General features: G+C 64.7%; 15 protein-coding genes and 1 tRNA gene. 9 read left to right on the forward strand and 7 right to left on the reverse strand.

Features of this window, described 5'->3' with window-relative positions; genetic code table 11:
- Nucleotides 1–9 precede the first annotated feature (9 nt).
- From BC360_RS22965 to nagA, 4 genes are read left to right on the forward strand one after another with little or no spacing between them, the layout of a single operon-like run.
- Nucleotides 10–894: an N-acetylglucosamine kinase gene (locus tag BC360_RS22965; RefSeq protein WP_065797034.1), complete on the forward strand. Its 885-nt coding sequence runs from the start codon at nucleotides 10–12 to the stop codon at nucleotides 892–894.
- A complete protein-coding gene (locus BC360_RS22970; protein ID WP_065784854.1) occupies nucleotides 891–1,655 on the forward strand; it encodes a GntR family transcriptional regulator in 765 nt (254 codons plus the stop codon). Before BC360_RS22965 ends, BC360_RS22970 begins: the two co-directional genes overlap by 4 nt.
- Before the next feature lie 28 nt (nucleotides 1,656–1,683).
- Nucleotides 1,684–2,706, forward strand: coding sequence for an SIS domain-containing protein (locus BC360_RS22975; RefSeq protein ID WP_065784855.1), 1,023 nt, complete (start codon nucleotides 1,684–1,686; stop codon nucleotides 2,704–2,706).
- Nucleotides 2,703–3,863: an N-acetylglucosamine-6-phosphate deacetylase gene (nagA, locus tag BC360_RS22980; protein WP_065797035.1), complete on the forward strand. Its 1,161-nt coding sequence runs from the start codon at nucleotides 2,703–2,705 to the stop codon at nucleotides 3,861–3,863. The genes BC360_RS22975 and nagA overlap by 4 nt, the downstream gene beginning before the upstream one ends.
- A 101-nt stretch (nucleotides 3,864–3,964) precedes the next feature.
- Here nagA and BC360_RS22985 read toward each other — a convergent pair whose 3' ends face one another.
- Genes BC360_RS22985 through BC360_RS22995 form a run of 3 tightly spaced genes read right to left on the reverse strand, consistent with a single transcriptional unit; the run spans nucleotide 3,965 to nucleotide 6,956 of the window.
- Complete coding sequence (locus tag BC360_RS22985; protein WP_065797036.1) at nucleotides 3,965–4,690, reverse strand: copper homeostasis protein CutC; 726 nt, start codon at nucleotides 4,688–4,690, stop codon at nucleotides 3,965–3,967.
- Nucleotides 4,687–5,598 carry an ROK family protein gene (locus BC360_RS22990; protein ID WP_065797037.1) on the reverse strand — a complete coding sequence of 304 codons (912 nt, stop codon included), beginning with the start codon at nucleotides 5,596–5,598 and terminating at the stop codon, nucleotides 4,687–4,689. Before BC360_RS22990 ends, BC360_RS22985 begins: the two co-directional genes overlap by 4 nt.
- Nucleotides 5,595–6,956 carry an amidase gene (locus tag BC360_RS22995; protein WP_065784859.1) on the reverse strand — a complete coding sequence of 454 codons (1,362 nt, stop codon included), beginning with the start codon at nucleotides 6,954–6,956 and terminating at the stop codon, nucleotides 5,595–5,597. Before BC360_RS22995 ends, BC360_RS22990 begins: the two co-directional genes overlap by 4 nt.
- 228 nt (nucleotides 6,957–7,184) lie before the next feature.
- Between BC360_RS22995 and BC360_RS23000 the strand changes: the two genes are divergently transcribed.
- Together BC360_RS23000 and BC360_RS23005 are read left to right on the forward strand one after the other, a co-directional pair.
- Complete coding sequence (locus tag BC360_RS23000) at nucleotides 7,185–7,925, forward strand: sulfate transporter family protein (protein WP_065784860.1); 741 nt, start codon at nucleotides 7,185–7,187, stop codon at nucleotides 7,923–7,925.
- A gap of 146 nt (nucleotides 7,926–8,071) precedes the next feature.
- Nucleotides 8,072–8,281: a SlyX family protein gene (locus BC360_RS23005; RefSeq protein WP_065797038.1), complete on the forward strand. Its 210-nt coding sequence runs from the start codon at nucleotides 8,072–8,074 to the stop codon at nucleotides 8,279–8,281.
- Nucleotides 8,282–8,376: 95 nt separating this feature from the next.
- Here BC360_RS23005 and BC360_RS23010 read toward each other — a convergent pair whose 3' ends face one another.
- The 4 genes from BC360_RS23010 to BC360_RS31825 all read right to left on the reverse strand — a co-directional run bounded on the left by BC360_RS23010 (nucleotide 8,377) and on the right by BC360_RS31825 (nucleotide 10,879).
- Nucleotides 8,377–9,369 (reverse strand): BMP family lipoprotein, encoded by a 993-nt coding sequence (locus BC360_RS23010; protein ID WP_065784862.1) that lies wholly within the window; start codon nucleotides 9,367–9,369, stop codon nucleotides 8,377–8,379.
- A gap of 257 nt (nucleotides 9,370–9,626) precedes the next feature.
- A complete protein-coding gene (gene msrA, locus BC360_RS23015) occupies nucleotides 9,627–10,280 on the reverse strand; it encodes a peptide-methionine (S)-S-oxide reductase MsrA (RefSeq protein WP_065797039.1) in 654 nt (217 codons plus the stop codon).
- A 45-nt stretch (nucleotides 10,281–10,325) separates the two neighbouring features.
- Entirely contained in the window at nucleotides 10,326–10,643 is a 318-nt protein-coding gene (locus BC360_RS23020; protein WP_065797040.1) for a hypothetical protein, read from the reverse strand.
- A 14-nt stretch (nucleotides 10,644–10,657) separates the two neighbouring features.
- Complete coding sequence (locus BC360_RS31825; RefSeq protein ID WP_139110166.1) at nucleotides 10,658–10,879, reverse strand: hypothetical protein; 222 nt, start codon at nucleotides 10,877–10,879, stop codon at nucleotides 10,658–10,660.
- Between the two features lie 132 nt (nucleotides 10,880–11,011).
- On the opposite strand from BC360_RS31825, the gene BC360_RS23025 reads away from it, so the two are divergent.
- The 3 genes from BC360_RS23025 (at nucleotide 11,012) to BC360_RS23035 (ending at nucleotide 12,283) form a co-directional block, all read left to right on the forward strand.
- Nucleotides 11,012–11,101, forward strand: a tRNA-Ser gene (locus BC360_RS23025).
- Nucleotides 11,102–11,463: 362 nt separating this feature from the next.
- Nucleotides 11,464–11,802, forward strand: a complete 339-nt coding sequence (locus BC360_RS23030) for an ArsR/SmtB family transcription factor (RefSeq protein ID WP_065797041.1) — start codon at nucleotides 11,464–11,466, stop codon at nucleotides 11,800–11,802.
- A gap of 1 nt (nucleotide 11,803) precedes the next feature.
- Nucleotides 11,804–12,283 (forward strand): SRPBCC family protein, encoded by a 480-nt coding sequence (locus BC360_RS23035; RefSeq protein ID WP_065797042.1) that lies wholly within the window; start codon nucleotides 11,804–11,806, stop codon nucleotides 12,281–12,283.
- The last annotated feature ends 9 nt before the right edge of the window (nucleotides 12,284–12,292 follow it).

Below are 12,292 nucleotides of genomic sequence, written 5' to 3' on the forward strand. Positions count from 1 at the left end.
GAGGTGCTCATGCCAAACTACCTGATAGGAATCGATGGCGGCGGAACAAGCTGCCGGGCGGCTGTGGCTGCCGGGGATGGACGTATTCTTGGCCGCGGCAAGGCCGGTGCAGCCAACATTCTGACGGATCCGGAAACGGCGCTCGCCAATATCGCCGGCGCAGCCCGGGCGGCATTTGAAGAAGCCGGTCTCGATCCATCCGGCATCGCCGAGGCACGCGCGATCGTCGGCGTGGCCGGGCACAACGCTGGCGACGCGGTGCACTATGTAAAGAGGCGCCTGCCGTTTGCGGCGGCCGACATCGAATCCGACGGCCTGATTGCCTTGCAGGGTGCCCTCGGCAACGAGGATGGCGCCGTCGCCATTCTCGGCACCGGCAGCATCTACATCCTGCGACAGGGCGACACGATCAGCTATGTCGGCGGCTGGGGCTTCACGATCGGCGATCATGGCAGCGGCGCCCGCATCGGACACGCCCTGCTGCAGGAGAGCCTGCTTGCCTTTGATGGCATCCACGAGGCGTCGCCGGTGACCGATAGCGTCATGGCCGAGTTCAGGAACGCTCCGAGTGATGTCGTCGATTTCGCGCGTCTGGCAAAGCCCGGCGAGTTCGGCCGCTATGCCCCGCGTGTCTTCGAAGCTGCGCAGGTGGGCGATCCCGTCGCCGTGCGTTTGCTGAAGACTGCGGCGATCACGGTCGACGAGGCGCTTGACGTCGTCGTCGCCCGGGGAGGGCGCAAGCTCTGCCTACTCGGCGGCCTGGCACCGCTCTACCGTCCCTGGCTTGCCGAACGCCACCAGCCGCTTTTCGTCGAAGCCGAGGCCGACGCGCTCACCGGCGCCGTCGCGCTGGCCGCACAGCGCTTCGGCTCCCGCTCGGAGGTCGGCGCATGACGGATCATCTCGCCGCCATTCTGCCGCTCGAAGGCCTGCAGGCGGGCGGCTCCGGGCCGCTCTATCTCAAGCTGCGCCAGTCGCTGGAAGACGCGATCCAATCGGGCAAGCTCAATCACGGCGACGCCTTGCCGCCGGAGCGCGATCTGGCCGACTACGCCAATATCAGCCGCGTCACCGTGCGCAAGGCGGTCGACGATCTCGTGCGCGATGGCTTGCTGGTGCGGCGCCACGGCTCCGGCACCTTCGTCGTCAAGCCGGTGTCCAAGGTGCAGCAATCGCTGTCGCGACTGACCTCGTTTACCGAGGACATGGCGCGCCGCGGCTTGAACACCCACGCCCGCTGGCTCGAGCGCGGCCTTTTCCATCCCTCACCGGATGAGATGATGGCGCTGGGCCTGCCGGCCGACGCGCTGGTGGCCAGACTCGGGCGCCTGCGTATCGCCGACGACCTGCCGCTGGCGATCGAGCGCGCGAGCATCTCGGCCGAATTCCTGCCGGATCCGCAGGCCGTCACGTCGTCGCTCTATACCGCGCTCGACAAGACCCGCTCCCGGCCGGTGCGCGCCGTGCAGCGCATCTCGGCCTGCAACATCAAGGATCCGGACGCCTCCATGCTCGGCGTCGCCGTCGGCTCTGCCGGCCTTTCCATCGAACGCGTCTCCTATCTCGCATCGGGGCGCGTCGTCGAATTCACCCGCTCGCTCTACCGGGGTGACGCCTATGATTTTGTCGCGGAACTGACCCTGTCGGAATCCTGACCGACGCTCCGCAAGAAAGGAATTGACCATGCAGACCAACATGCGCCGAGAAATCGACGAGATCCCCGAAGCGGCGGCCCGGCTGCTCGACCGCTCGTCCGAAGCCCTGAAGCAGGCCGGCGCAGCGCTCCGCGCCAAGGACCCGGCTTTCCTGGTGACGATCGCGCGCGGTTCCTCGGACCATGCGGCGCTGTTCCTGAAATATGCGATCGAACTGCAGGCCGGACGCCCGGTCGCCTCGCTCGGACCGTCGCTGGCGTCGATCTATGGCGCCAAGCTGAAGCTCGGCGGCGCTGCTGCAATCGCCATTTCGCAATCCGGCAAGAGCCCTGACATTGTCGCGATGGCGCAGGCGGCAACCGATGCGGGCGCGGTATCGATCGCGCTCACCAACACCCTGCCGTCGCCGATCTCGAAGGCCTGCACCCATCCGCTCGACATTCTCGCCGGTCCGGAAATCGCCGTCGCTGCGACCAAGTCCTACGTCAACTCGATCGTCGCCGGCCTTGCCGTTCTTGGCGAATGGACCGGCGACGCAGCGTTGCAGCGCGCCGTTGCCGATCTGCCGAACCAGTTCGCCAAGGCGGTAAAGCTCGATTGGCACGAGTTCGCCGCCGATCTCGGCGAGGCCGAATCGCTCTATGTGCTCGGCCGCGGGCCGGCGCTGGCGATCGCAAGCGAAGCGGCGCTGAAGTTCAAGGAAACCTCGGGCATGCATGCCGAGGCCTATTCGGCAGCCGAAGTGCTGCACGGACCGGTCGCGCTCGTCGGCGCCAAGTTCCCGGTGCTGACGCTTGCGGCGCGCGATGCGGCCGAAACCTCGGTCGCCGGCATCGCCGACGGTATGGCGGAAAAAGGCGCGGTGGTTCATGTTACTTCAAGCCGTGCCGGCAAGGCCAAGCGCCTGCCGTTCGTCGAGACGGGCCATCCGATCACGGACGCGCTGACCCTGATCCTGCCGTTCTACGGCTTCGTCGAAGCCTGGTCGCGCTCGCGCGGTCTCAATCCCGACGCACCGGCGAGCCTCAAGAAGGTAACGGAGACGAGATGACCGAGAAAAAGGCAATCATCGGCGCCCGGCTGTTCGATGGTATCGAATGGCACGACGGCGCCGCCCTCCTGATCGAGGCGGGTCGTGTCAAGGCTATCGTGGCAGCCGGTGATGTGCCGGCCGGTGCCACCGTCGTCGATGCCCACGGCATGCTGCTGGTGCCGGGTTTCGTCGATCTGCAGGTGAATGGCGGCGGCGGTGCGCTTCTCAACGAAGAGCCGAGCGTCGAGGGCATCCGGCAGATCTGTACGGCGCACGCCAAGTTCGGCACCACGGCGCTCCTGCCGACGCTGATCACCGATACGCGCGAGGTCAGAAGCGCCACGATCCACGCCGGCCTTCAGGCCAAGGCCGCTGGCGTGCCTGGCTTCCTCGGGCTGCACCTCGAAGGCCCGCATCTGTCGGTGGCGCGCAAGGGTGCCCATGATCCGTCGCTGATCCGCCCGATGGATGACGCGGATCTTGCGGAAATGCTCGATTGCGCCAAAGCGCTGGGCGTGTTGATGGTGACCGTGGCGGCGGAAAACGCCACGAAGGAACAGGTGCGGGCGCTGGCCGATGCCGGCGTCGTCGTCAGCCTCGGCCATACGGATGTCGGCTACGATACCGCCGTGTCCTACGCCAAGGCCGGCGCGAGGACGGTGACGCATCTGTTCAACGCCATGAGCGGTCTCGGTCACCGTGAGCCGGGCGTGGTCGGTGCAGCCCTTGCAACCGGAACCCTGCATGCGGGCCTGATCGCCGATGGCTACCATGTCGACCCCGCCTCGATGGGCGTGGCGCTCAGAGCCAAGACCGGCCCGGGCCAGATCTTCCTGGTGACCGACGCGATGTCGCCGATCGGCACGGATATGACGAGCTTCGAGCTCAATGGCCGCGAGATCCTGCGCCACGGCGGCCGGCTGACGCTTGCCGACGGCACGCTTGCCGGCGCCGATATCGATATGCTCTCGTCGGTACGCTTCGTGCACGAGAAGCTCGGGCTTCCGGTCGAGGAGGCGCTTCGCATGGCATCGGCCTATCCCGCCGACGCCATGGGCATCTCCTCGCACAAGGGGCGTCTGTTGCCCGGTTCGGACGCCGATTTCGTGTTGCTGACGCCGGAGCTTGCCATGGGATCGACCTGGATCGGCGGCGACAAGGTCTACGCCGCCTGATCGCGGAACGATCGGAAACGCAAAACAGAGAAAAGGCCCGACGATCGGCAAGGATCGTCGGGCCTTTTCTTTGACTTGAACTGAAAGAGGGAACGATCGTTCTACTTCGCAGAAAGCCGTGCTTTCATCGCCTGAACCGTCGCCATGTCCGTGCGACGCCTATCCTCCGACACGAAACCCATCGCGACCAGTCGCGGATCGTGAGCCGGCTCACGGATCGAGCAGGATGAGTGCACTTCGCTGACGGGTAGTCGCGCAAGCAGCGCGTCGACGCTGTCGAGTGTCACGCCGGAGCCTGGCATGATCGAAAGGCGCCCGGCGGCGAGCTCGACAAGTTCTGCAAGTCTTTCAATTGCCTGCGGCGCGCTTCTGGCGCCGCCCGACGTCAGGATCCGTTCGAAGCCGAGTTCGACAGCAAGTTCGATCGCGTCAGTGAAATCCGGCACCAGGTCGAAGGCGCGGTGCAGCGTGAGGCCGAGGCCGGCGGCATGGCCGGTGAGCTTTCTGAGCAGGGGTGCATCGAGCTGGCCATCGGCGAGCGATGCGCCAAGCACAACGCCGGCAAGACCGGCATCGCGGGCCGCATCGATATCCCGGCGCATCATGTCGAGATCGGCGGCGCCGAAGACGAAGTCGCCCGGCCGCGGCCGGATCATGACATAGACGGGTACCCGTGGCGGCCCGGCAAGGGCCATCAATCCGGCCGTCGGTGTCAGCCCACCGACGGAAAGTGCTGCGCAGAGTTCGATCCGATCCGCTCCGCCCGCGATCGCTGCGGCAAGCCCGTCGGCGTCATCGACGCAAACCTCAAGTCCGATGCCATTCATGCCTTTTCTCCTCCAAGGCCGAGCAGCGCGGCGCCGATCAGTCCCGGCTCGACCTGACATTCGCCGCGCACGACAAGTGGCCGCTTGAACTGCCGCAGGACCCGGCTACGAACCGCCTGGTCGATCTCGTCGAGCAGCGGCTCGACATTGGAAAGGCCGCCGCCGACCGGCACGATCGTTGCTCCGGTGATGTTGATCACGAGCGCCAAAGGCGAGCTGACGAGGTCGACAAGGATCTCGACGGTGCGCTTCGCTTCCGTATCGCCCTTCATCCACGCCTCGATGATCTCGTGGCTCGACAGGGTCTTGCCGTGCACCGTGTCATGCAGCCGTTCGAGCCCGCGCGCGCCGCCGACGGTATCGACGCAGCGCCGCTGGCCGCAGCCGCAGGCATAGGCCGGGATGGCAATCGGCGGCTCGCCCGCCTCCGCGGCAAGTGCCGGTCCATGGCCCCATTCGCCGGCAAAGCCGCCATCGGCGTTGATCAACTGGCCGTCGACCACAAGCCCGCCACCGACACCGGTGCCGAGAATCGCCCCGAAGACGATGCGGTGGCCCCGGCCGGCGCCGGCGCCGGCCTCGGCAAGCGCGAAACAGTCGGCATCATTGGCGATCCTGACCGGCAGGTGCAACGCGCTCTCGAGCTCGGCAACCAGTTCTCGGCCGTCGATGCAGGGGATGTTGGCGCATTTGATCCGGCGGGTCTCCGGGTCGATGACGCCGGTGATCGAGATCGCCACGCATTCCGGATGGCCGCCGGCCTCGTCGAGCACGGATTCAAGCGTCTGCACGAACTGACGAAAATTGTTGAGCGGCGTCGTGCGGCGCGGCAGCGGAAAGATCCGTTCGCGCGAATGGACGATCGCGCCCTTGATCGCCGATCCGCCGATATCGAAACAGACGATCATGCAGCGCCCCGGATCACGGCTTCGGCGGCAAGGGCGATGGACAGCAACCGGTCGTCCTGATGGTGCGGCGCTGCCAGCTGCAGGCCGACCGGCATTTCACCGGCGCCGATGCCGCAGGGGATCGAGATGCCGCAGAAATCGAGGAAGTTGCCGATCAAGGTGTTGCGCAGCGTCTTGGCATTGGTCCTAAAGAACAGGTCGTCGTCGGCAAGCAACGGCGCCAGCGGCGGTGCGACATGCGGCAACGTCGGATGGACGATGAGTTCGCCCGGCTTCAGGCTCTCGACTGTCTCGTGGATCAACTGGTCGCGCGCATCGAGAAGCGCGATATAGTCGGGCATGGTGATCTTCTCGCCGAGCCTTGTGCGCGCGACGACGCGCGGATCGATGCGTTCGGCTTCGGGACCGGCCAGGCGCTCCCGGTGAAGTGCAAATGCCTCGGCGGTGACAAGCGCGCCGTGGCGCGCCATCACGTCGAACACTGCCTTGAACGTCGGGAAGGCGCGCCGCGTGACTGTGGCACCGGCCTTTTCCAGCCGCTTCACCGCATCCTCGAAGGCTTCGACGACTTCGCTTTCGGCTTCGTCAAAAACCACCGTTTCAGGGATGACGATCGACAGTCCTGCGATCTCGCCGCGGCGCACCACCGGGGCGGTCAGTCCATGCATGGCCGCATCGAGCCAGACTGCATCCTGCACCGTATGGCAGAGGGGGCCAAGCGAATCGAGGCTTTCGGCAAGCGGAAAGACGCCCTTCATCGAATAGCGCCCGCGCGTCGCCTTGTAGCCGACGATACCGGTCATTGCCGCCGGGATGCGGACGGAGCCGCCGGTATCGGTGCCGATCGCCGCCGGCACGAGGCCGGCCGCGACCGCCGCCGCCGAGCCCGACGAGGAGCCGCCCGGGATGCGCTCGACATCGGTCGAGGCCGGATTGTGCGGCGTGCCGTAATGCGGATTGATGCCGAGGCCGGAGAAGGCGAACTCGCTCATATTGGTTCGCCCGACGTTGACCATGCCGGCGCCGGCAACAGCGCCAACCACAACGGCGTCGTTGCCGGCGGGCGGATCTTCCCGCAGGACCACGGAACCGGCTGTGGTCACGCTGCCTTTGACGTTGAAGAGGTCCTTCCAGGCGACCGGAAGGCCATCGAGCAGGCCGAGCGACCGGCCCGCGCGGAGCCGGGCGGAGGCGGCCGCCGCTTCCTTCAGCGCACGTTCGCGGGTGATGCCGACGAAGATCGTCTGATCGCCGTGCGCCTCGATGCCGGCAAGCGTTTCTTCGGCAAGCGTGACCGGGTCGAGCTTGCCTTCCTGGACGAGTACCGAAAGCCCGGCGAGCGTTTTCTGTCTGGTCATTTTCTCCCCTTGTCCGCCTGCCGTCCGTGGGCGGCTCGTCTGTCCGGCCGGTCCACGTGGGCAGGCCCTTGTTCTAGCATATCGCTCCCCATCGCGTTTGCCACGGTTCGTCCGTCTTCATCGCAGGAATTTTGCCGAAAGCAGACGCTGCCGGCCGCCCTGCCTTGTCGATGCGAACGCGCTTGCCTACATGCCCCATCGTACCCTGCCCGGCACTGGAGACATTTGATGATATTGGACGCGGCGCGGCTTTCCCTGGCCAATCTTTTTGCACCGGAGACCCGTTCGGTGTTCTGGAAGGTGCTCGGCCTGACGCTCCTGGCGTTGGCCGCGCTGTGGTTCGGGCTGCGCGAACTCTTCGTCTGGCTCGCCCTGCCATGGCTTGATGCCCTGATGCCCGGCACGCCCGCCTGGGCCGGCTGGCTCACCTTCGTGCTTGGCATCTTCGCGAGCCTCGGGCTGGCGCTGGCGCTGGCCTTGCTGCTGGCGCCGGTGACGGCGCTGATCGCCGGCTTCTTCCTCGATGATGTCGCCGACGTGGTCGAAGCGCGCGATTATCCGAACGAGCCGGCCGGCCGGCCCTTGCCCCTCGCAGAGGCGATCGTGGGCTCGGCCAAGTTTCTCGGCGTCGTCATTCTCGGCAACATATTGGCGCTATTCCTGCTCCTGGTGCCCGGCGTCAATCTGATCGCCTTCTTCCTCGTCAACGGTTACCTCCTGGGACGGGAGTTCTTCGAATTTGCCGCCATGCGCTACCGCTCGCCGGCCGAAGCGCGGCTCTTCCGTGCCAAGCACCGCTCGACCGTGTTCCTGGCCGGGTTGATCCTGGCGGCGTTTCTGGCCGTGCCGTTGCTCAACCTGCTGACGCCGCTCTTTGCCGCCGGCATGATGGTGCACCTGCACAAGAGGCTGTCGGCCAGCGACCCGGCATTTTCGCTGCAGCGCCGCGCGCCGGATATGGCGCGCTAAAGGTGCTGCGACACCTTGAACCTGTGGCTCGGCCGCGAAGGCCCGAACCGCAATCTTCTTGACAGCGGGCATCCGCTGGCCAATCTGCCGGCAAATCCCCATGGTGTCGCGCGCCCGGATGGCCGCGACAGGACGGAGCAGCAGCAATGACCAACGCCGAAGACCGCGTCACCCGCCTTGAAGAGACGGTGGCTCACCAGGCCAAGACGATCGAAGAGCTTTCCGATCAGCTCGCCGAGCAATGGAAGGTCGTCGAGCAGACGCGGGCAAAGCTCGACCGGCTGACGGAACGCTTCCTCAGCCTCGAGGAGCAATCGATCGATGCGCCTCCGATCACCCGCCCGCCGCACTACTGAGGCGCCATATCAGCGCAGGCTGGTATCAGGGCAGAAAAACAAAAAGGCCGCCGGTTCTTGCGAACGGCGGCCTTTCTGATGTCAGGCGGAAGCCTTTAGTAGGGGCAGGCTTCGTCGCTCATGTAGTCGTGAACCTGGACCTTGCCGGCGATGATCTCGGCCTTCACCTTTTCGACCGCGTCGAGCATTTCCGGGGTGATCAGGGCCTTGTTGTTGTCGTCGAGCGCGTAGCCGACGCCATCTTCCTTGAGGCCGAGGTTGGAAATGCCGAACTCGAACTTGTCGTTCTTGGCAGCGGTGAAGGCTTCGTAGACGGCCACGTCGACGCGCTTCAGCATCGAGGTCAGAACCTTGCCCGGCTGCAGGCCGTTCTGGTTGGAGTCGACGCCGATGCCGAGCTTGCCGGCATCCGCAGCGGCCTGCAGGACGCCGACGCCGGTGCCACCGGCTGCGTGGTAGACCACGTCCGAACCCTGGTCCATCTGCGACTTGGCAATTTCGCCGCCCTTGACCGGGTCGTTCCAGGCGTCCGGCGTCGTGCCGGTGTAGGCTTCAAGAACCTTCACGTCAGCGCCGGTCGACTTCGCGCCGCCGACATAGCCGCAGGCGAACTTGTGGATGAGCGGAACGTCCATGCCGCCGATGAAGCTGACGGTCTTCGACTTCGAAGCGAGACCAGCGAGCACGCCGACGAGGTAGGAGCCTTCCTGTTCCTTGAACACGATCGACTTCACGTTCGGCTTGTCGAGCACCATGTCGATGATCGCAAACTTGGTGTCCGGATATTCGCCGGCGATCTTTTCGAGCGGTGCCGCCCAGTTGAAGCCGGCCATGACGATCGGGTTGTTGCCGTCGCTGGCGAAGCGGCGCAGGGCCTGCTCGCGCTGTGCGTCATTGGCGATTTCGAATTCGCGGTATTCGACGCCCGATTCGGTTTTGAATTTTTCGGCGCCGTTAAAGGCCGCTTCGTTGAACGATTTGTCGAACTTGCCGCCCAGATCGTAAATGATGGCCGGCTTGATGTCGGCGGCCAGAGCCGTCGCGGACATCATGGAAAAGGCAAAGAGACCGAGAATGGTTTTTTTCATCGTGCAGCCCTGTTGTCGCTATTGATCTTTATCGGGTCCTCCCGCGGGCCCCGGATGGAGCCTGTCTGCGGAACCCGCCCCTCTCGTGGGGGCTAGGGTGGCCGCATCCTTGCACGGTCACGGCAAAAAAACACTCAAAATTTTTCGGATGGTAAAAATGTCGACCGACATTCACAGGCATCGTTAAAATGCCGGTTCCCTTGACCTTTTTGGATCGGCAGGGGGACGCCGCGCGCCGGGCGCGCGGCGTAAAGGGACTAGCCACCGATCGGGCAGCTGACGCCGGTGCCGCGCAGGCCGCAATAACCATCGGGGTTCTTCGCCAGATACTGCTGGTGGTAGTCCTCGGCAAAGTACAACGGGCCGGCCTTTTCGATTTCGGTGGTGATCTTGCCGGTATGATCCGATCGCTTCAGGGCCGCCTGGAAGGCGTCGCGCGCGGCCTTGGCCTCTTTCAGCTGCGCATCGTCATAGGCATAGATGGCGGAGCGATAGGTCGTGCCGATATCGTTGCCCTGGCGCATGCCCTGGGTCGGGTCGTGCTGCTCGAAGAAGGTCTTGAGCAGGCGCGACAAAGGAACCACCTTCGGATCGTAGACCACCAGCACCACCTCGGTGTGGCCGGTGAGCCCCGTGGTGGTTTCCTGGTAGGTGGGGTTCGGCGTCAGGCCGCCGGAATAGCCGGCCGCCGTGACATAGACGCCCGGTATGCTCCAAAGCAGCCGCTCGGCGCCCCAGAAGCAGCCCATGCCGAGCAGGATCTTCTCCGTGCCGTCGGGATAGGGGCCCTTCAGCGGGTGTCCCGAGACGAAGTGTGTCGCGGCAGTCGGAATGGCATCCTCGCGCCCAGGCAGCGCCGTCTGCGCGTCGGGCAGGATGGTCTTCTTGTTGAACATGTCGATCAGGAACATCACTAAAACTCCTTGTCGTCGACGCGGGGCAGCGCCCCGGCATGATCAAGCGGTGAAGCGGCCGGCTGCCGGCCGCTTCTTGTATCCGGCCATCCACAGAAGAAGGGCCAGAAGCGCCAGCACCGCAAAGGCGGGTTGCATCAAAAGCCAGTGCAGCATCGAGTGCCAGAGGGTCGGCCCGGTATCGGTCCGCTGCGCAAACTGAACCCAGCTGGCCGTGTCGGCGCCCAACGCTTCGAGATCGTCGCCGAGCGACGTCATCATCAGCTCTGATGCGGCGACGGACTGGATGGCATCGACGGCACCTGCAAGGACGGCCGCAAGCAGCACCACAAAGCTCGCCAGTCTCAGTACGAAACGCATCGGTCCCTCATTCCTCAAATTCCATCGGGCCAGACCGGGCCGTCACTTTCGTTTTCCGGCATCAGCGTGCCTTTCGGAGCAAAGCCGACGAGGTTGGAGAGCGTGGCAATCCGAGCTGGCGCGGCGTCCGGGCGGTCTCCGAAGGGAGGCGCCGAGCAACTCTGCGGCAAGAGATAGGCCCGGTCGGCGACGAGCGCAATGGCAAGCGTTGCCTGCCAAGTTACACAAGATGTCAACAATCTGTCAGAAAGCAGTTGATCCCGCGCAAATCATCGGTATATATCCCGCCCGTCCGCCGGTTCGCGCCGGATGACACGAAGGGCCTCGCCCTTCCCATCCAGCCGCATGACCATCGGCTGTTGACGGATGGACAGGTGGCCGAGTGGTTGAAGGCGCACGCCTGGAACGCGTGTATACGTGAAAGCGTATCGAGGGTTCGAATCCCTCTCTGTCCGCCATTCTTCCTGATTCTATTTCCGATTTTCAGCCACTGGCACTGTGATTGTTTAAGTGTGGCAGAATGCTGAACCAACTTTAGTTGGCGGCCGAGGGGTAGCCCCTCGGCCGCGCGATCGATTGGCTCGTTCATTCGGCCATCTGCGCGACCGCTCCTCAATTTTGGGCAAGCATGACAGTATGACGAGCGGGCGGTGAGGTGGCGTTACGAGCCTCAGCGCTTGCGTGAAAGGTCGCAACAGGCGCGAGCCCGCCGATCATCGAGACGTGTTCCAGCACCACGGTCATGTCCCGGCGCGTCGGGGACGGGGGCGGCTAAATAGTTATCCATTGCGTTAAGTATTTTGCTGTGATACTTAGCCTTATGGAACAGTATTCGAGCCCGTTGGACGGAATTTTTCAGGCCCTGGCTGACCCCACGCGCCGCGCCGTGTTGGCAAGGCTCGGCAGCGGCCCTGCCAGCATCAGCGATCTGGCGAAGCCGTTCGACATGGCGCTGCCGTCGTTCATGAAACACATCCACTTTCTCGAAGGCAGTGGCCTGATCCGCACGGAGAAGCAGGGCAGGGTGCGCACATGCACCATCGAGAAAGCGCAGTTTGCCGCCATCGAAGCGTGGATGTCGGCGCAGCGCGCGCTTTGGGAAGGCCGCACGGATCGGCTGGAGCAATTCGTGACATCCGCTGAGAACAAGGAGAAATGACATGATCCGATCTCCCGATCCCGATCTCGACCTGACGATATCGCGCCTGATCAAGGCGCCGCGCTCGGTGATCTGGAATGCCTGGACCGATCCTGGCAGCTTCGAGCAATGGTGGGTTCCGGCGCCGGCCAGATGCAAGGTGGTCGAGATGGATGTGCGGCCGGGCGGTGCCTTTGTCACCCGGATCAGCGAAGGCGGCGGCGCGTTCACGCCGCATCTGGACGCGTGCTTCCTGGCGGTCGACGACCTCCAGCGCATTGTCTTCACCAATTCGCTGGTGGCGGGATGGCGCCCGGCCGAAAACCCTTTCATGACGGCGGTCATCACGCTCCAGGATCATCCTGACGGCACGGACTATGCCGCCCACGTCATGCACAAGAGCAATGCCGACCGAAACATGCACGAGGAGATGGGTTTCCACGATGGCTGGGGCACGGTCATCGAGCAGCTCGCCCGGCTCGTGGAGGGCAGAACCCAGTAGAGGAGGCGC

This window comes from Ensifer sp. LC163 (assembly GCF_001695855.1).
Taxonomy (GTDB): domain Bacteria; phylum Pseudomonadota; class Alphaproteobacteria; order Rhizobiales; family Rhizobiaceae; genus Ensifer.